The organism is Janthinobacterium agaricidamnosum NBRC 102515 = DSM 9628, from assembly GCF_000723165.1.
In the GTDB taxonomy this organism is placed as follows: Bacteria; Pseudomonadota; Gammaproteobacteria; order Burkholderiales; family Burkholderiaceae_D; genus Janthinobacterium; species Janthinobacterium agaricidamnosum.
This window is the reverse complement of the sequence record NZ_HG322949.1, coordinates 2,754,920-2,774,223: the sequence shown is the minus strand read 5'-3', so window position 1 is coordinate 2,774,223 and position 19,304 is coordinate 2,754,920. Positions and strand designations below refer to the sequence as shown.

At 57.4% G+C, this 19,304-nt stretch carries 12 protein-coding genes and 1 pseudogene (1 of these 13 cut by a window edge); 7 read left to right on the top strand and 6 right to left on the bottom strand.

Annotated features, from left to right (window positions below; all coding sequences use genetic code 11):
- A protein-coding gene (locus GJA_RS28285; protein WP_038492352.1) for a lectin OAA family protein crosses the window boundary here: on the top strand, positions 1-390 show its 3' portion. It extends 12 nt beyond the left edge of the window; 390 of the gene's 402 nt are visible here — the last part of the coding sequence; its start codon lies beyond the left edge, outside the window; it ends in the stop codon at positions 388-390.
- A 95-nt stretch (positions 391-485) separates the two neighbouring features.
- Here the strand turns inward: GJA_RS28285 and GJA_RS11710 are convergent, their stop codons facing one another.
- The 4 genes from GJA_RS11710 to GJA_RS11695 all read right to left on the bottom strand — a co-directional run bounded on the left by GJA_RS11710 (position 486) and on the right by GJA_RS11695 (position 7,549).
- Complete coding sequence (locus GJA_RS11710; RefSeq protein WP_144241498.1) at positions 486-2,609, bottom strand: hypothetical protein; 2,124 nt, start codon at positions 2,607-2,609, stop codon at positions 486-488.
- A 183-nt stretch (positions 2,610-2,792) separates the two neighbouring features.
- On the bottom strand, positions 2,793-5,084 hold the full coding sequence (metE, locus tag GJA_RS11705) for a 5-methyltetrahydropteroyltriglutamate--homocysteine S-methyltransferase (protein ID WP_038492347.1): 2,292 nt from the start codon (positions 5,082-5,084) through the stop codon (positions 2,793-2,795).
- Between the two features lie 142 nt (positions 5,085-5,226).
- Positions 5,227-6,177: an alpha/beta hydrolase gene (locus tag GJA_RS11700; protein WP_197539791.1), complete on the bottom strand. Its 951-nt coding sequence runs from the start codon at positions 6,175-6,177 to the stop codon at positions 5,227-5,229.
- 184 nt (positions 6,178-6,361) lie between these two features.
- Positions 6,362-7,549 carry an MFS transporter gene (locus GJA_RS11695; RefSeq protein ID WP_038492342.1) on the bottom strand — a complete coding sequence of 396 codons (1,188 nt, stop codon included), beginning with the start codon at positions 7,547-7,549 and terminating at the stop codon, positions 6,362-6,364.
- 339 nt (positions 7,550-7,888) lie between these two features.
- Here GJA_RS11695 and GJA_RS11690 point away from each other — a divergent pair, with 339 nt between their 5' ends.
- Positions 7,889-9,430 carry a cryptochrome/photolyase family protein gene (locus GJA_RS11690; RefSeq protein ID WP_038492339.1) on the top strand — a complete coding sequence of 514 codons (1,542 nt, stop codon included), beginning with the start codon at positions 7,889-7,891 and terminating at the stop codon, positions 9,428-9,430.
- Between the two features lie 80 nt (positions 9,431-9,510).
- Here GJA_RS11690 and GJA_RS11685 read toward each other — a convergent pair whose 3' ends face one another.
- On the bottom strand, positions 9,511-10,776 hold the full coding sequence (locus GJA_RS11685; RefSeq protein WP_167541103.1) for a phosphatidylserine decarboxylase family protein: 1,266 nt from the start codon (positions 10,774-10,776) through the stop codon (positions 9,511-9,513).
- Positions 10,777-11,222: 446 nt separating this feature from the next.
- Between GJA_RS11685 and GJA_RS11680 the strand changes: the two genes are divergently transcribed.
- From GJA_RS11680 to GJA_RS27290, 5 genes and pseudogenes are all read left to right on the top strand, one after another.
- Positions 11,223-13,397 (top strand): iron-containing redox enzyme family protein, encoded by a 2,175-nt coding sequence (locus GJA_RS11680; RefSeq protein WP_051780698.1) that lies wholly within the window; start codon positions 11,223-11,225, stop codon positions 13,395-13,397.
- Between the two features lie 28 nt (positions 13,398-13,425).
- Positions 13,426-15,273: a carbamoyltransferase family protein gene (locus tag GJA_RS11675; RefSeq protein ID WP_038492334.1), complete on the top strand. Its 1,848-nt coding sequence runs from the start codon at positions 13,426-13,428 to the stop codon at positions 15,271-15,273.
- A 246-nt stretch (positions 15,274-15,519) separates the two neighbouring features.
- Positions 15,520-16,134: a LysE family translocator gene (locus GJA_RS11670; protein WP_197539790.1), complete on the top strand. Its 615-nt coding sequence runs from the start codon at positions 15,520-15,522 to the stop codon at positions 16,132-16,134.
- Positions 16,135-16,166: 32 nt separating this feature from the next.
- On the top strand, positions 16,167-17,264 hold the full coding sequence (locus GJA_RS11665; protein WP_038492329.1) for a hypothetical protein: 1,098 nt from the start codon (positions 16,167-16,169) through the stop codon (positions 17,262-17,264).
- Between the two features lie 266 nt (positions 17,265-17,530).
- Positions 17,531-17,635, top strand: a pseudogene (locus GJA_RS27290) (IS5/IS1182 family transposase); the annotation flags it as partial.
- A 487-nt stretch (positions 17,636-18,122) separates the two neighbouring features.
- Here the strand turns inward: GJA_RS27290 and GJA_RS11655 are convergent.
- Positions 18,123-19,210, bottom strand: a protein-coding gene (locus GJA_RS11655) for an IS3 family transposase (RefSeq protein ID WP_144241497.1) whose coding sequence is annotated in 2 segments (ribosomal slippage) — positions 18,123-18,958 and positions 18,958-19,210 — 1,089 coding nt in all. Because the reading frame shifts where the segments join, the coding sequence is not laid out codon by codon here.
- Between the last annotated feature and the right edge of the window lie 94 nt (positions 19,211-19,304).

The window sequence follows — 19,304 nt, the reverse complement described above, 5'->3', positions numbered from 1 at the left end:
GTCGAAAACCAGTGGGGCGGCGGCTCCGCACCCTGGAATCCGGGCGGCACCTGGGTCATCGGCGCGCGCGACCAGGGCGTGGCTGGCGTCGATATTTCATCGGCGGACAATGGCAAAACCCTTACCGGCAGCATGAGCTATGTCGGCGAAGGGCCGATCGGTTTCCGCGCGACGGCGATTGCCGGCAATAATTATCAGGTTGAAAACCAATGGGGCGGCAACTCGGCCCCGTGGCGTCCGGGCGGCGTATGGCTGATCGGCGCCCGCGGCGGCCAGAGTGTGGTGGCGCTGAAAATCACGTCCGACGACAGCGGCAATAGCCTCAATGGCAGCATGAACTACAGCGGCGAAGGGCCGATCGGCTTCCGTGGGTTTATCGAGCCACAATAGCTCAGTAGGTCGTAATCTTAGCTTGAGTTAAAAAATCCCGGGCAGCGCCCCGGGATTTGATCGCATGGCCGATCCCACCCAGCTCGCACCAGCGGCTAGGCGGCGTCAATCCGGTCTTGCGAGGATACGGTGCCATCTTCGGCCGGCGCCGGCGGATGCAGCAGATGCAAGGCCAACACGAAAGGCCCGTGCTCCAGTTCCGCGAAGGCGCTCTTCAGGGCCTGCGTGGACTGCCGACTTTCCAGGTGCATATTGACAAAGGCAGTCATGCCGCGTCCGATGTCTATCCACAGGGCGGGCTGCTGCGCCTTATCTTCCTTCTTGCGAATATTCGTATACGTCGTGATGACGCCGTCGCTGGAAGCCGCCAGGTAAGCGGACAGCAGCGAAAAGGCCAGCACCCCGATGTAGGCCGGCAGCGGGACATGCGAGGTGCCGCCGGATAGCGCACTGCTGAGGCGCGGAACAAAATTCGAGGCGACCGAACCGAAAATACCAAAGTGAAATGATTTGGAGATGCTGCGTATCATTTCGTCGGTCATTTCGCTGCGGGTATAGTTCGATTTGACGCCGGCTTGCCAGATACCGCCGCCGGAAAATTTTCCTGCGGCATCGCTTACTTTCTTGATCACGTGCGGCGCATCCTCGATGGCCTTCCAATTGCCTTGGAGCACGCTTTCCTGTTCCTTGGTCCAGACGCGATGGGCTTCCTCCAGTTTTTCCTGCTCTTCCTTCAATTTTTCACGTGCCGCCGGGGTCAGCTTTTCCAATTCCTGCGGCGTCAGCTGATTGATTTCTTTTCGGGCGATATTGATGGCTTTGGTCAGCATCACTTTTGCCGGGGTAGCGACCAGTGCGCGGACTTTCTTTTCATCGAAGTCGTCCGGCCCCAGCTCTGCACCGGTGGCAATTTTTTGTTGGCCGCTGTCGTTGTAAATATCGGCATGCAATATATTGAGCTTGTGTTTCGCTTCACCCTTGCTCTGCTGGTCCCACGGTGCGAGAAACAGATATTGCACCACCAGCCCGGCCAGCACGATAGCGATCGAGGTCCAATACACTTGCGCCGGCGACAGCCATCCGGCGCGGTGCGAGCCATGGGCAAACAGCGGCGGCAGGGCTGCCAGCATCGGGCGCGACACGCCGAGCCAGAAACGGTGCTTGCCGCCTTCGACCTGGCGGTCCACATTATCCCCGGTGATGGCCAGCTTCTCGGCCTGCGCGATCAGTTTCATGCCCTGCCGATACAGCGCCTGAAGCTCTGCCGCTGGTAAGGTGTCTTTCAGGACAAGTAATAAATCATGGCCCAGTTCCTGCGGCTTGGCGATTGCCTTGCGCACATTGTCCAGCGTATGGCTGCCTTCGCCGTAGCGTGCTTCAAACGCCGGCTTGATATCTTCCTGCAGCAAACGCTGCAAGAGAAGGGTATTTTGTTCTTGCAGTGCCGCGCTTTGCCTGGCGGTTTCCGCCGCTTCGATTTTTGGCCGATGTTTATAGTTGACATTTTTGTCGAGGTTGACCGAAGGGCCGCCACGCGCCTGGACATGGACCGAGGTGGCGGTCAGCAGCGGATAGGTCACGGTATTGATGAAAACGTTGGCGACCGCCAGCACCGCGCTCGCATACAAGGCGTCATACGGGTCGCCGGTGGTCTTGCTGATCGCCGGGATGACCGCATATTGCAGTAGCAGGGCCGGCATTTTCGCCGTCTGCAAGATGAAACTGGACAGGCGTTGCGCTTTTTTCTGGGCCGCCAGGTCTTCCTTGCGCATGCCGAGCGCGGCGCACCAGCGGGCCAGGTATTGCTCGTCGAATTGGTCGAGGCTTTTCTGACGCAGCCCCAAGGCCGTATGCAGCCGCGACAAATAAGATTGCTGGTCAAATTTTCCGGGCGGCTTGGTTTGCGCCCTCAGCTTGCCTTCCATCACACAGCGTGGCGTGATGGCGGTCATTTCATTGATCAGGCTAGCCAACTCCGCTGTATCGATCGGGCGCTTGTTGGCTTTCTCGATCACGCTTTTAATCTCATCCCATTCAGGGGGGAACGGGCTCAGCACCGCGTCATCCTGCCGCTCGATATCGCCTCCGGCAGCGGCGCGGCGGACAGCAGGCGGTATCGAGACGGTTGGCGCCGGCGTCTCAGGGGGCGCAGGCGGATGGGGATCGCTCCAACGCGTCCGCTCTTGCAGATCAGGGGGGGATAAGTGATGGATGGGCATGTGAAAACTCCTTGAATGAGAATTATTTATAATTAGGTCATATACGTGACCTTGGGAAACAGAGAGTTCCAGTCCGCGGGGAGGGAGCGTATTTTTTGGCCAAAAAAAAATCCCGGGAAATTCCCGGGATTGGATGCAAGCCTGCTGCACCGGCCAGGCGGCCGGTGCAGCGTATCGTCAACCTCAGGCAGCCTGGCGCAGCGCCTTGGCGGCGGCCACCATATTGCTCAGTGCCGGCAGCACTTCAGCCCATTGGCGGGTTTTCAGGCCGCAGTCAGGATTGACCCACAGGCGTTGCGCTGGAATGCGCTCGGCCGCTTTTTTCATCAATTGCTCGATGTGTTCCTGGGTAGGAATGTTCGGCGAGTGAATATCGTACACGCCAGGGCCGATTTGGTTCGGGTAGTTGAAGTGATCGAACGCATCCAGCAACTCCATGTCCGAGCGCGAGGTTTCGATGGTAATCACGTCGGCGTCCATGTCGGCGATCGACGCGATGATATCGTTGAACTCGGAATAACACATATGGGTGTGGATCTGGGTCTGGTCTTTGACGCCGTTGGCGCTGATGCGGAACGACTCGACGGCCCAGTCCAGGTACTCTTTCCATTGCGCCTTGCGCAGCGGTAAGCCTTCACGCAGTGCCGCTTCGTCGATCTGGATCACGCGCACGCCGGCTTTTTCCAGGTCTTGCACTTCTTCGCGGATGGCCAGCGCCAATTGCTTGCAAGATACCGAACGCGGTTGGTCGTCGCGCACGAACGACCAGTTCAAGATGGTTACCGGACCGGTCAGCATGCCTTTCATCGGCTTGCTGGTCAGCGATTGCGCATAGCTGATCCACTCGATGGTCATCGCCTTCGGACGGCTGATATCGCCGAACAAGATAGGTGGTTTGACGCAACGAGAACCGTACGATTGTACCCAGCCGAACTGGCTGAATGCATAACCTTGCAGTTGTTCGCCAAAGTATTCGACCATGTCGTTACGCTCGGCTTCGCCGTGCACCAGCACGTCCAGGCCCAGTTCTTCCTGTTCACGCACGCTGCGCGCGATTTCCGCCTGCATCGCGGCCTTGTAGCCGGCGGCGTCCAGCGTGCCTGCCTTGAAGGAGCTGCGGGCCAGGCGGATTTCGGCTGTTTGCGGGAAGGAGCCGATGGTGGTGGTCGGGTAGGCCGGCAGTTTCAGCAAGGCGGCCTGTTCGGTGGCGCGGCTGGCGTAGCTGCTCTTGCGGGCGCCCAGGCTGGCGTCGATTTGTCCGACGGCTTTTTGCACGGCAGGGTTATGCACGCGCGGCGATGCGCGGCGGGCTGCCAGCGCGGCCTGGTTGGCTGCCAGCGCTTCCTTGACCGAATCGCGGCCGCCACGCAGGGCTTGCGCCAGCACTTGCAGTTCTTCCAGTTTTTGCAGTGCGTAGGCCAGCCACGATTTGATTTCCGCGTCGAGCTTTTGCTCGCTGTCCAAGTCGACCGGCACGTGCAGCAAGGAGCACGAAGGCGCTACCCACAGGCGTTCGCCAAGGCGCTTGGCCAGCGGTTCCAGCCATTCCAGCACGGCGCTCAAATCGGTTTTCCAGATGTTGCGGCCGTTGATCACGCCCAGCGACAGTACTTTGTCCGCAGGCAGCAATTCCAGCAGTGGAGCAACATCGACGCGGCCGTTGATGGCGTCGATATGCAAGCCGGCGACCGGCAGGCTCGCGGCCAGTTCGCGGTTTTCCAGCAGTTGGCCGAAGTAGGTAGCGACCAGCAGCTTGACGTTGCTGGCTTTCAATTGAGTATAAGCGCTGCTAAACGCTTGTTTCCAGTCGGCATCGAGTTCGGTGACGAGGATAGGCTCGTCGACCTGTACCCATTCGACGCCTTGTTCAGCCAGCGTGTTCAGCAGTTGTGAGTAGACGGTCAGCAAGGCCGGCAACAGTGCCAGCTTGTCGGAGTTGTCCTTGGCCTTGCCTTGCGCCAGGTAGGTCAGCGGACCGACGATGACCGGCTTGGCCTTGACGCCGTTTTGCTTTGCTTCGGCCAATTGTTCCAGCAGGCGCGATGGATCCAGCTTGAAGGTGGTCGCGGCAGTGAATTCCGGCACGATGTAGTGATAGTTGGTGTCGAACCACTTGGTCATTTCGCCTGCGGCGACGCCACCGCAGCAGCCTGCGTGCTCTTCAGCGCTTTGCGCCGAACGGCCGCGCGCGACGCGGAAATAGTTATCCAGTACATCACCGTGGAAACCGGCTACGCGCTCTGGCAAGTTACCCAGCGTGAAGCTCATGTCCAGCATCTGGTCGTAGAACGCGAAATCGCCCACCGGCACCAGATCCAGGCCAGCCTGTTTATTCCAGTGACGCTTGCGCAACTCGGCGCCGAGTTCTTTCAACGCATCGCGGGACGATTCGCCTTTCCAGTACGATTCCAGCGCGAACTTCAATTCACGCTTGGCGCCGATGCGCGGAAAACCGAGATTGTGGATAGTGGTCATGTCATACTCCTGACAAATATGCAATTCGACCATACTAGAGCGCGCGACCAATGAAGTAAAATGGTCTTTTTTCACGTATCAATGACTTATGCTCATGCTTCATATTGAAACGCAGTCCGAAGCTGATTCTTTCAGATAAGAATCAGTCGATAAAGCGCTGGCGTATCAGCCACTTCTGGAACAGCTCGGGCCAGACTTGTTCTTCCGGCATGTCCGTCGCCAGGCCCACGCCGTGCGCGCCGTGTGGAAACAGATGGATGTCGGCGCTGATACCGGCCGCCTTCAGCGCATCGCCGAAGATCACGCTGTTTTGCGGATCGATGCGCTGGTCATCCATGCTGACGAACAGAAAAACCGGCGGCGCATGGGGACCGACATTATTCTGGCCGGACAGGCTCGCCTCCAGCTGGCGCAATTGCCCGCCGTGATAGCCTTCCAGCAGATGGCTGCGCGTATTCGACTTGCCATAGACCGCCGGATCCATCGAAATGACCGGATAGCCGAGGCCGAGCATATCGACCTTGCCGGAGCTGGCATCGACCGCGTCGCGCAGCGGCAAGCCGAAATCGTCGTCCGGATGCAGTGCCAGCGTGGTCGCCAGATGGCCGCCCGCTGAAAAGCCGAATACCCCGATGCGTTTCGGGTCGATATGCAGTTCGCGGGCGCGATGCCGTATCAGCTTCAGCGCGCGCTGGCCATCCCACATCGGCACCGGATAACGGTAAGTGCCGTCAGGCCGCACCAGCCGGTAATACAGCACGAAGGTGGTCATGTTCAGGCGTTGCGAAAAATAAGTGGCCACCGGCGCCTGTTCCTTCTGATTGGTCAGGTGGTCATAACCGCCGCCGGCAAGCAGCAGCATCGCCGGTCCGGCGCGCTCGCCGTCGCGGGCCGGGAATACCCGCAGATACGGAATATCCTGGCAGGCGTCATCGCCGGCGGCGCCGGGCGCCGGGCCGTTCCACAGGCGGATTTCGCCAGGATCGGAGTCGTCGTAGCAGTTTTCCGGCGTCACGCTCTTGGCGTGGCGGTGCGGCGCGGCGCCAGCCTGCTGGCCGATTGCCAGCGTCAACAGCAACATCAAAACAGTCATTCGACGCATGGTAGCCTCTGTCAAATCAATCAAACGGGCGACCGCATCGTAACATCAGCGGCCGTCAGCAGGGATCATAGGCCCGCGCGTCATATCTGTAAAATACATGAAAGCCGCTATTACCATACTTTATAAGTATGACTCGCTTGAGCGGCGCCGCCGGCTACGTGCCGCGCATCGTGGATTAGCCGGATATTCCATTGCCTCGAAAATGGCTGCCCGCCGCCACCGCGGAGAAAAAGATGCCGGCTGCGCATGCGCCTGGCCAACCGAAAGTCTGCCAGGCAAAAATACCGACGGCCGATCCCAGTGCGCCGCCACAAAAATAGCAAATCATGTACACCGTATTCAGGCGGCTGCGCGCTGCCGGCGCCAGGGCGAAGATGCGTGACTGATTGGGTGTTTGCGCAACTTGCAGCCCGACATCCAATACGATGACACCGATCACCAGGCCGGCCAGACTGGCTCCCGAGAAACTAAAGATGACAAAAGATAGCGCGACCAGTCCGATTGCGAGGGAAATGGCCCGCCGCGAGCCCCAGCGGTCGGAGCATTTGCCGGCCCATGGCGCCGTGACCGCTCCCGCGGCGGCAACGATGCCGAACAGCCCGGACGCCGCCGGCCCGAGATTGAATGGCGGATGAGCAAGTAATAAGGAAAGAATGGACCAGAACAGACTGAACGCGGCAAACAAGGCGGCGCCGGTCAGCGCGGCTTCGCGCAACAGGCGAAACTCCAGGAACAGCTGCCACAAGGAAGCCAGCAGTTTGGGGTACGTCAGTGTCGAGGTGGGATGACTGGCTGGCAAGTATCTGGCCACCAGCGCGGCCAGCGTTATCATCGGGAAGACCGCCGCCAGGAACACCGCGCGCCATCCAAAATGTTCCGCGACGAAGCCCGACGCTGTCCGGGCCAGCAATATGCCCAGTAACAGCCCGCCCATGACGGTACCGATGGCATGGCCGCGCTGCGTTGCGGGAGCGAGCTCGGCGGCAAACGGTCCTGCCTGTTGCGCCATGCTGGCAAATACGCCGATGGCAAAGACCGCGCCAATCAGCATGAACAGGGACGACGCCATCGCCGTCGCAATGAGCGCCAGGCAGAGCCCGACGATCTGCACCAGGATCAGCCGGCGGCGGTCCAGCCGGTCGCCCAGTGGAGCCAGCATCAGCATGCCGATGGCGAAGCCAATTTGACCGGCGCCAGGCACGGCGCCGATCCACTTGTCCTGATGAGGGAACGATAGCCGTATGTTGTCGAGCAATGGTTGATTATAGTAAATGTTAGCGATCGAAACGCCGGCGACAATGGCGAGTATCAGCAGCAAGCTGCGTAGTGGTGGCGCGGAGGCCGTTGACACGGATGTGTGCATATGATGATGGTTACTGACAATGAAGAAAGTCACTTCCAATGCTTTGAAAGAAATGAAAGGACGCTGTGAGCCGGCTGTAATGAGCGCGGAAGAGGGTACGCGCCAGAGTACATGCGCCGTTAACGGGCAGTAACCACTGTGATGATGGCGAGCGAGGTGGCACTCGCCATCGGACCAGGTGCAGCATCACGATACTGTCTATGCTCACTGGATGGCTGCGTGGTGTCGATAGACATCGCATGGAGGCTTGATTATGATGGAGAATGGCGAAAAAGAAAAGCAACGGCTGATCGCCGATGCGCTACAGTCCGGGACCACTATAATTTACAAAGAATAATGATGCCTCCACCGCAGCACACACTCCGGCTGATACTGGGTGACCAGCTCAATCTGCAACATCGCTGGTTCAGCGAAGTCGACCCATCCACCATGTATATCTTGATGGAAGTGCGGCAAGAGACTGATTATGTACTGCATCACGCGCAAAAAATCCTGGCGATCTTTGCGGCGATGCGCGATATGGCGCGGCAGTTGCGCGAGGCAGGGCACCAGGTGCACTACATCGCCATTGACGATCAGGAAAGCGCACGCTCGATCCCGGAAAATATCGATGCGCTGATAAAACACTATGACGCCTGTGCATTTGAATATCAAGCGCCCGACGAGTGGCGCCTTGATGAGCAACTGTATCAGCATGGACGCCGCTCGCCGATCCGATGGATGATGGTCGACAGCGATCATTTCTATACCAGCCGCAATGAAGCCGCTGATATTTTCGCCGGCCGCAAGCAATGGCTGATGGAATTTTTCTACCGCCAGATGCGCAGCGCGCACCAGGTATTGATGGACGATGCCGGGAAGCCGCTCGGCGGCCAGTGGAATTTTGATCACGACAACCGCAAGCCCTGGCGTGGTGTGCCGGCCGAACCGCGCGATGTCCGGACGCTGCATGACCATTCCGACCTATGGCGCACCATTGTGGCTGCGGGCGTCCAGAGCTTCGGCGCGCCCAAGGCCGATCAGTTGCCCTGGGCGCTGAACCGGGACCAAGCCCTGCAACAACTCGATGCCTTCATTGATACAGCGCTGCCGCATTTCGGTGATTTCCAGGATGCGATGAATACCAGGGCCTGGCGCCTGTTTCATTCGCTGTTATCGTTTGCGCTGAATGTCAAGATGCTGAATCCGCGCGAGGTCGTGGCCAAGGCGGAGGCGGCCTTCCATGCCGGCCATGCGCCGTTGGCCGCGGTGGAGGGCTTTATCCGGCAGATATTAGGGTGGCGTGAATATGTGCGTGGCGTCTACTGGACCCACATGCCTGGGTACGCCAGCAAGAATTTTTTTGGTCACCAACGCGCGCTGCCGCACTGGTTTTGGGACGGCAAGACCAAGATGAATTGCCTGTCGCATGCGATTACCCAGTCGCTGGAGCAGGCGCATGCGCATCACATCCAGCGCTTGATGGTAATCGGCAATTTTGCGCTGCTCGCCGGCCTGGATACGGCGCAAGTGCATCGCTGGTATCTGGGCATTTATATCGATGCCTTCGAGTGGGTGGAACTGCCCAATACCATCGGCATGAGCCAGTTCGCCGACGGCGGCCTGCTAGCCACCAAGCCGTATGTCTCCAGCGCTGCCTACATCGACCGCATGAGCGATTATTGCAAAGGCTGCCATTACGATAAAAAAGCGCGCATAGGCGAGCGGGCCTGCCCATTTAACGCGCTGTACTGGGATTTCTTTCATCGCAATGCCGCTACCTTGGAGCGCAATCCGCGCATCGGCATGGCCTATCGCCAGTTGGCGAAGATGGATACGGCGGCGATCGCTGATTTCAAGGAACAGGCGCGCAGGGTGTTGGCAGATCTGAATTCCTTGTGATTGACGGCAAGAGCCGGGAGATCGGCAGCAGTACCTCGCGGGAGCATCACGCCGCCCTTGAGCGAGTGATGCTCCCGGGATCACAACGCCGACGCGATGGTTTGGCGCACCTGCACAATGTTGCTGAGCTTGTCGTCAGCCAATGCCTGGCCGCCGCCATCCGACAAGGTCGTGTCGTCGGTAATGTACAGCTCCGCAATCTTTGATTTATCGAACAGCATGCAGCAGGTCGATCCGCCAAAGGCAAAATACCCGATCTCGTCCCCCAGCTGCACCGTGTCGCCTTCGTTGATTGTGGCTTGGCACGAGGACACTTCCGTCAAGCCGACAAAAATCAGGGCGATCTCGCCGATGGACGCATCCTGCGGCTCGATGAACACGATGGTACGGGTATTCACATGGCTCAGGAATGGGAATGACGCGGCGTAATCCTGGTCCGGCGTGGGCGCCGCAAAGAACAGGCCGGGTACGGTCTTGACCTTCTTGATCCGCCCCGTCACTGGCGCGTGCCAGCGGTGATAATTGAATGGCATCAATACGATTTGCACCGCCAGGCCGTCTATGAATGGCTGGAGCAACTCACTTTGCGGGGCTTCATCCAGCAAATCGGTCAGGTAATATTGCTCACCTTTGATCTCGAAAGCAGCCTTTTGCTGAACCTGCTTTGATATCTTCCATACTTGACCGTCAACCGGGCTGATGATGTCCTTGGCGTTATGGTCCGCAGCGATAGGGCGGCTCTGGTTGATGTCCTTGAAGGGACGTATGAAGAAATCGTTCCATGATTGAAAGCCGCCATGCGGCTGGTCCGGGTCGTAGACGGATTCGTCCAGACTCAGGTATTGCCGGGCATCGGCACTGAGCCAATTGCCATACGAGGCATTCAAATAGACCAGCGACTCCGGCCCGTCCAGATTAGTGTGATAGACCTTGAGAATGTCGGCAAAGTAAGGCCGGACCTGTTCGTTAGTAAACAAGAAATAGCCGTACTTGTTGGCCATGAAGGGTTGTAAAACGGCGTAAAACGGTAACGCCGCGATAAAATTCGCATCATATTTCGGATAGCTGTGCAAGGCGTTGTCCAACTGCTGGAAAAAGTCCGCCGGGGTTTTAATGTTGATCGGCGTTTTCTGATTGGTCTCATCCAGCATATTGCCGATGTATATGCGGAGAAACTCATTTTGCGGCTGTTCCACAAACTCCAGCAAAGCCCGCACCGCTGGATCCAGTTCACGCGCAGGCTTGCGGGCATGTGTTGAAAAAATGCGATTGGACTCTTCCAGGACGTGTGGGGCGTGGGTAGTGGATGCGGTGGAAAATAAATGAAAATACGAACGTTTATTCATAAATCGCCTCAATAGGTTATCACTGCAGGACACGTGAACCATCAGATTTAACACCACCACGCGGATCGCGGAGACCGGGGCTGCTGGACAGTCTACCGATTTATGTCATTCCGAGACACGCGCATTGTAACAATGTAAAAATTGATTTTTCGGTACGTCGACAGACCGTCCTCTTCCTTCACGTACATCATGGCCTTGCAACCGAGCTGCTCGCTAGGTGGAGTCCCGCCATCGGCAGCGCGACCTTCCCTACGCACAGTTTGCATGGCGTCTCGCACTTAGAAAATAATTAACCTTTCATCTTGCCTAATATGCAAATTCCAAATATCATTATATGCATTAATCATAACGAATGCAGGGCTCCACGCCGGTACGGAAGATGGCGTTGCTGATGGCACGGATGGGAGCATCAGCCCCTGCTTGTCCAGCGCAACCCTGGGGAACTTATGCTCACGATGAATATGGTCGACACGGATATGAAAGTGCAGGAATGCCCAGGTCGTCGCCTGGCGGAGTCCAATGACATGGGGCCGACTGCCACCGATGCAGCAACGTGTGTCATGTTGCTGCAGGCGGAACGGGATTACGCCGGTGCCCTGGAGGCGGCACATGCATGCCTGTCGCGAATGGAGCACGCGCATCAATACATGGCCGCACGCAGCACCTCTGCGCCAGAGGTGCTGCAAGCCTGGATCGACCGACTGCTGGCATTCATTCCTGACGTTAAGGCAGGGGTTGAGCTGACGCATGGAGACGTTGAGGGGGCGCGTTTTGTATTAACGCAATACGCACCGCAGGGCTTGCTTGCAGGTTGCGTACTGCAAAATATCGCGCACGCCGGCAATTGTCATGAAACAGTTGCATTACTTGGACATCGGGTCCATGCATGGCAAGCTGGCGAGGGCGACCATGCGCGTCATCATGCCGTGTGCTACCGGAGGCTGCTGGAGCAGGCCGGCATTTACCTGCCGGAGATCTCCTCTGAACGGCTGGCTAGCCAAGTGGACATGCTTGCTGCATCGTGGTCATTGCCGGCATACCGGCTCAGCCTTGCAATGTTTCCTGCGAGGCGGCAGGCAGAAGCAATTGGCGCCGCGTTATTCGAGGTAGCGCTCGGCGTACCAGCATGCATTGCTGATGCCGAGCGGGCATTGTCAACGTCACTATATAGTTCAGTGCGAGCGACGCCGCGCCGCAATGAAGCGCTCAATTTCCTGCGCCAGGCGGTCGAGGCGATCGTCGGGCCAGCCGGTACCGCGTCGCCACATGCGGACCAGGTGGCGCGGGGCTTCATGCAATCGTTGCAGATCTGGCGCCAGTGGTGTGTCGCGGTACACGCGGAAATGCATGGCAACCTCCGTTCTGCGCGACAGGCCATGGTGCGCATGGTGGCGGAAAAGGGCCGCTTCGCGGTCGGATATCACAGCCGCATCAAAATGCAGGGACAACCGTTTGACGAACTGGTGGTGCGCGATCCGGTTGCATTTGTCGAAGCGCTTGGGCACTCGCGCTGGATCAGGCCAGGCAAGCCGGAATCCAGTTTGCTCCTGACGAGGTTGATTGCATTTGGCGGCCCCATGTTCCGTATTTTTTCAGACGCGGAAATTGGCGTGATCACCCGCTGGATCACTGAAATGGCTGAACCCGCACCTTGCCATGGCGGCAGTCCAGTACAGCGGGCGACGCCGGGACTGATCTCGCCGGCGCCACCGCAACGTCCATTTGTCGGCGCGAAGTATCGCCCGGAAGCACGTGCACGCGCCCTCTACCATCAACTGCTCAATATTGAAGAATTTCCCCAGGCGCACCAGGAAGCGTTGCGCTATGCACTGGTATGGCTGGGCCGTTGTGCCGGAAGGAGAGGCTGCGATGCGGCTCCGCCGCCAAGCTATACCCAAACCGCGTTCCGCCAATGGTTTGAATCGCGGGCCCTGCGGCAGGTGGCTGCCTACACCCTTACTGACGGTGCGGTCGGCAAAAGCCGTGAAGAAGTGGTGGATGAAGCCGTGCAGATCTGCCCAATGATATTGGCTGACGGAGCATGGATACAGCGATGGACGCACGCGGGACTGGCCGATACGCCGGTCGGTGCTCTGCTGTACAAGATTTTTTCCGATGAGATCGGGAACGGTGTCGAAGAATATAACCATCCGAATATCTACCGGGACCTGATGCGGGAGATGGGTGTGGCATTGCCTGATTTCCGCAGCAGCGAATTCAGCAGCTTGCCAATCTTTGATAACGATGCATTCCTGGTTCCCGCGTTCTGGCTCAGTATTTCGCTTTTCCCCCGCAGGTTCCTTCCTGAAACGCTGGGCTTAAACCTGGCCATGGAACTGTCCGGCGTCGGCGGCGCCTACCGTACTGCCAGCGCCGAGTTGCGCCATTACGGTTTCAGCACGCTGTTTGTCGATTTGCACAACACCATTGACAACGTCTCCAGCGGTCACTCCGCCATGGCAGCAGAGGCCATCGAACTGTACATGGACAGCCACGTGTGTAGCGCCACACCGGAATCGATTGACCGCCACTGGCGCCGTATACGCACCGGTTTTCTCGCGCTGTCGCCTCCGAAAGCAGGCTGGAGGGAATGGTTTGCGCCGCCGCTGTACGTCGTCTGAATTTCTGTCAACCACTTGTATTCCTACTATGCTGAAGAAAACTTATTTGCTGGGTTTGTCCTACGGCTACCACGATGCCGCCGCCGTCCTGTTATGCGATGGAGAGATCGTTGCCGCCGCCCAGGAGGAACGCTTTACACGCATCAAACAAGATCCGGCTTTCCCGGAAAATGCATTGCGTTACTGCCTGGCCGAAGGCGCTATTGCGCTGACCGACCTGGCGGGGGTGTATTACTACGAAAATCCCCACAAGAAACTCAACCGGCTAGTGTCGACCTACCTCAGTTACGGCTTGCGCGGCTACCGCTCGTTTGTCGCGGAGATGCCGGCATGGCTGACGCGCAAAGTGCATGTGCGCAGCGATCTGCGCCGAAAGCTGCAAAGTCTGGCCGGCAGGCCTGACTGGCAGCCAGTGATCAAGTACGTAGATCATCATGCTTCGCATGCCGCGGCGGCATTCCTGGCCAGCCCTTACGATGAAGCAGCCGTGCTGTGTATAGACGGCGTCGGGGAATGGGCGACTACCACGGCCTGGACAGGCGTGCAGAATACCCTGACCCCGGTGTGGGAAATCAGATTTCCCCATTCGCTTGGCCTCCTGTATTCGGCCGTGACGTATTTTTGCGGCTTCAAAGTCGATTCTGGTGAATACAAGGTTATGGGCCTGGCGCCATACGGTAAGCCGGTGTACGCCGACACCATACGCCAGCACCTCATCGATATCAAGCCGGACGGCAGCTTCTGGTTGGATATGGCCTACTTCGACTTTGCTGTTGGCGACTGCATGGTGACAGACAAGTTCTCCGACCTGTTTGGCGGACCGCGGCGTGAGCCTGAATCGCGCTTGACGCAACGCGAATTCGACCTTGCCGCATCGGTGCAGGTGGTGCTCGAAGATGTGCTGTGCCGCCTGGCGCGGACGTTACGGGAACGCACAGGCCAACGCAGGCTGTGCATGGCAGGAGGGGTGGCCTTGAATTGCGTCGCCAATGGCAAATTGCTGCAGGAGGGTATCTTCGACGAAATATGGGTGCAGCCGGCATCGGGCGACAGTGGCGGCGCACTGGGTGCTGCGCTGTATGGATGGCACCAACACTGCGCTAAGGCACGCAGGGCAAGCGATACCGATCGCATGCAGGCTTCCTTGCTGGGAACGGCATACAGCAATGCTGAAATCGGTATTGCGCTGCAGGCGCACGGCGCGGTGGCCACGCAGCTGGAAGGTGACGCGCTGTATGCTGAAACTGCGCGGCTGCTGGCCGAAGGCAAAGTGATTGGTTGGTTCCAGGGACGTATGGAGTTCGGCCCACGCTCGCTGGGCGCCCGCTCCATTCTGGGCGACGCACGCAACACCACGATGCAAAGCATCATGAACTTGAAGATCAAGAACCGCGAATCGTTCCGTCCGTTTGCGCCGGCGGTGCTGGAAGAGCATGTCAGCGAGTGGTTCGATCTGGACCGGGCCAGCCCGTATATGCTGTTTGTGGTTGACGTCAACCGTAGCAAGTGGACCGCCCAGGCGGCGCACGCCAGCACTTTGACCGGCATCGAGTTACTGAAATGCCAGCGCTCGCAGATTCCCGCCGTGACCCATGTGGATTATTCGGCTCGTGTACAAACCGTCAGTGCACAGTCGAATCCGGCGTTTCGCCAGTTGCTGCTTCACTTCCACCGCCAGACCGGGTGCCCGCTACTGGTCAATACCTCATTCAATGTACGGGGGGAACCGATTGTCGAATCGCCGGCAAATGCCTATGCCTGCTTCATGCGCACAGAAATGGACTACCTCGTGATCGGCAATTACGTGCTGAACAAGGCGGACCAGCCGGCTTTTGCCGAGACCGGCGATTGGCGCGAGCTGTTTGCGCTGGATTAACCAGGTAGCGGTCATACGGCCGCTCCCGAATTGTCTTTACATAACTACCATACAAAGATGAAAACACTACACCATCTGATTGCCTGGATAGCAGGCTGCCTCACATTTTTTATTATTGTTTTGCCGGGCAGCATGATTACGCGGCTGTTTGCTGATCCGCTCCTGCTACGTCGACGCAACGTCGCCAGTTATCTGTGCCCGCCTGACGGGAGCGCAGGGCGCACCCCTCGATAACGGAGACCACCTGTGAACCACACGAACTGGATGCATTATCTTTATTTCGCGGGTACGGTGCTGACCATCAACCTAGCGCCAGGGCCGGCCATGCTGTATGTGCTGAAAAGCTCGGTCGATAACGGTGTGAAAGCCGGCGCTTCGGCAGCGCTGGGCGTGGAGAGCGGCGTGCTGTTTTATGTAATCGCCACATCGTTGGGATTGGGCTACCTGCTGAGTCAGTATCCGTCTGTTTATCAGTTGCTACAGCTGGCAGGGGCAGCTTACCTGCTGTATCTCGCGTATAAAGCCTGGCCACGCAACAACCCGGCTTCGCAAGTGCAGCAGACGACCAGCCGGAAAGAGAATTATTTTTTAAAAGGGATCGTCGTCAACCTGACCAATCCGAAAATTGGCCTGTTCTTCGTTAGCCTGATGCCGCAATTATTGCCACCTGGCGCACCTCCTTCGCAGTTCCTGATTTACGGCCTGTGTTTCAACTTGGGCGGGCTGCTGATCAATGGGGGCGTGGCACTGTTCTCGGGAAGCGCCAAGCGCATCATCAAGCGAATTGCATGGTTCGATTATCTTCCGCCCCTGCTGTTTGTGCTGATTGTCGCCATCTCGGTGCACCAGTTAATGCTGTAATCCTCTCACTCAACCACGAAAGTTCGATTGCAATGACCTTTAAAAAATTGACACACGCGGAGGCGGTGCAGGAAGTGTACCGTTATACCCCGCAGATCCTCGACTATGACCGTTTCATGCATATCGGTGCGCGCTGGCTGCCTTACACCATGTATTTTCATGAGAAGAATTTCCGTTCCCATGCAGTCAATACGGACGCACTGGGCTTCCGCTATACGCACCACAATGGCCGCCGCTATGCGGTCTCCGACCTGCACGGAATTGATAAAGTGAATCTGCTGGTAGGCGGCTCGACCGCGCTGGGTGTTGGATCAACTTGCGATGAGGCCACCGTGGCGTCGCGGCTGTCGGAAATCACAGGTGAAGTATGGTTGACGCTGGCCGGTCGTGGATATAACGCCATGCAGGAAGTACTGCTGTATATGATGCATCAGGAGCGGCTACCGCGTATCAATCGCGTGGTGGTGTTCAGTGGCATGAATACATTGGCCTTGGAGGGAATGCCTGATGAGCACATCAGCGACCACGGGCGCTACTATTATTCCTATGAGTTCATGCACTACATGAACAAATACAATGAAGATATGAAGCGCCAGAAAAATTCTTTCCGCGCTAATGACAGTGACAAGAAATCGTTGCTGCAAATGATAGGGTTGGGGCGGGACGATAATCCAGCAGACCGCATTGTCGACGACAGCGACAGCCCGTTGGAAGAACGCATTGACCGCGCGGCTGGCGCAACCGCAAAGGCGCTCAAGCAATGGCAATTGTTGCTAGCAGGGCAGGATGCGCAACTGGACTTCGTGCTTCAACCCTTGGCCTACTGGGCTGAGAAACCACTGAGCATGGAAGAGCAGGGCGTGTTCCATGCGATCGACAGTTGTCCCAACAACTTTTATCGCCTGTTCAGCGGGGTGCTCGGCAAGGAAGTCCATCAGCCTTATTTCCAGGCGATTTCCCGTAAAGCCCAAGGCATCAATTGCTTTGACATGAATGCGTTGTTGCGCACATCGCCACGCTTTGCAGAAACGTTGTTCGTCGATCGCGTGCATTTTAACGATCCAGGCAACCAAGAAGTTGCTTCCCTTATCCACAACCATGTCCTCCGAGAGGTAATTGAATATGCGTAAACTATTTGCCCGTCTGATTGCAGCGATTCTGCCACGCAGGAAAAAGAAAAAACCGGGTTCGATTTATCCGCTCCGCTAGGCATCATGACGAATAGCTAGGCTAGATTCTGGTGCATATCCGCCGATTGCCATGACGATGGAGCACCGTTCGAGCAAGGGCGGTGGCGTGGAGGTGCGCAGGCAGCCATCGTAATTACCTGCGCATGCTTGGGCGACCGGAGTGTGTCATGAATTTGAAACACCTTACTAAATCGGTGAGAATCTAATTGGAAAAAAACAGGCGACTGTGGAAAAACTGCGAGCGATGGTTTAACACCAGCTTGCAGTTCATCCACCTGGCCTTCCTGGCAATGCTGCTCAAGAGATCATGAACACGTTCTAAGGGAGCCTTATGGCAAAAAAGGACGAACCGTACCGAACTGTTATCGTGGAGAGCTTCAAGCCCGCCTCGAGGGCCGGACTTCACGGTGAAGTACACATTCGGCCCATCGACGGCCAGGGGTTGTCGACGGAGTTGCACGTGGAATGCTGCAAGGAGCTTTCTCGGGAATATCCCGTTGGAACAAAATTTCGTATTCGGGCAAAACTTACTGATCGCGAAAGCGGCGGCGAGTACTTGTACAGCTACCATAAATGGCCAGTTGATGTCCTTGATTGACGGCTGAGGGGATTCAGTCAGTCGGCTCCAATCGATTTGGCACGGCCAAATGAATGCTGGGCCAGAGCATCCGTTGGATTTCTAAGGGGCACTTTTGACCTAAGGACCCAGACGGATCGGATCTTGTGCACCCATTTACCTAACAACAGAGACGGCTTGCCGGTAATCCCCCCATTTTTAGAGCGCGCTAAAAGTAGAGGCTAAGCGGCCATGGCAAGCTTCTGTTTTGGTGTAATGCCGCCAAGTGCCATGTTGGGCCGGTCGTGATTGTAAGTCCACAACCAGCGGGTTGCAAAATCCTGGATATCCTCGAGTGTTTCAAACAGGTGATGAGCCAGCCAGTCGTAGCGCACGGTGCGGTTATAGCGCTCGACATAGGCATTCTGCTGCGGCTGCCCAGGCTGAATGAAGTCAATGCGTATGTCGCGCCTGGCGGCCCAAGCCAGCGTCACGGCGCTGATGTATTCGGGGCCGTTATCGCAGCGAATGACCTGGGGTTTGCCACGCCATTCAATAATCCTGTCGAGGGAACGAATGACGCGTTCGGACGGCAATGAGAAGTCAACCTCGATACCGAGTCCCTCACGGTTGTAATCGTCGATCACGTTGAACAAGCGGATGCTTCTGCCGTCGGCCAGTTGGTCGTGCATGAAATCCATCGACCAGGTGTCGTTGATCTGTGCAGGCACGGCCAGCGGCAGCGGTTTTTCGCGTACCAGCCGATGGCGCGGCTTGATCCGCAAGTTCAGTTCCAGCTCGCGATAGATCCGGTAGACGCGCTTGTGGTTCCATTTAAAACCTTTTACGTTGCGCAAATACAGGAAGCACAGACCGAAGCCCCAGTTGCGCTGGTTATTGGTCAGGCGTACCAGCCAGTCCGCCACGACAGCGTTTTCCGCATCGAGCTTGGCGCGATAGCGATAGCAGGTCTGGCTGATGCCGAACGCCAGGCAAGCCAGTCCGATTGTGGCTGAACGTTGGGCCACGGCCCATTGCGCCATCTCCCGCCGCTGAGATGGCGTTACCACTTTTTTGTTAAAGCTTCCGCGACAATCTCGGCTTTCAAGCGCTCCTCGGCATACATCTTCTTCAGGCGCCGGTTTTCGTCCTCCAACTCCTTCATGCGGGCCATCAGCGAGGCGTCCATGCCGCCGAACTTGGAGCGCCATTTGTAGAACGTGGCATTGCTGATGCCATGCTCGCGGCAAAGCTCAGGGACTGGTGAGCCGCCCTCGGCTTGCTTAAGGATGGAGATGATCTGGCTATCGCTAAAACGGGACGTCTTCATGTAGAACTTTCAAAAAATCTGAGTTTGGAAAATTCTACTTTTAAATGCGATCATTTGGCGGGCGGATTACCATTGCAGCGCAAATAACGCTCGC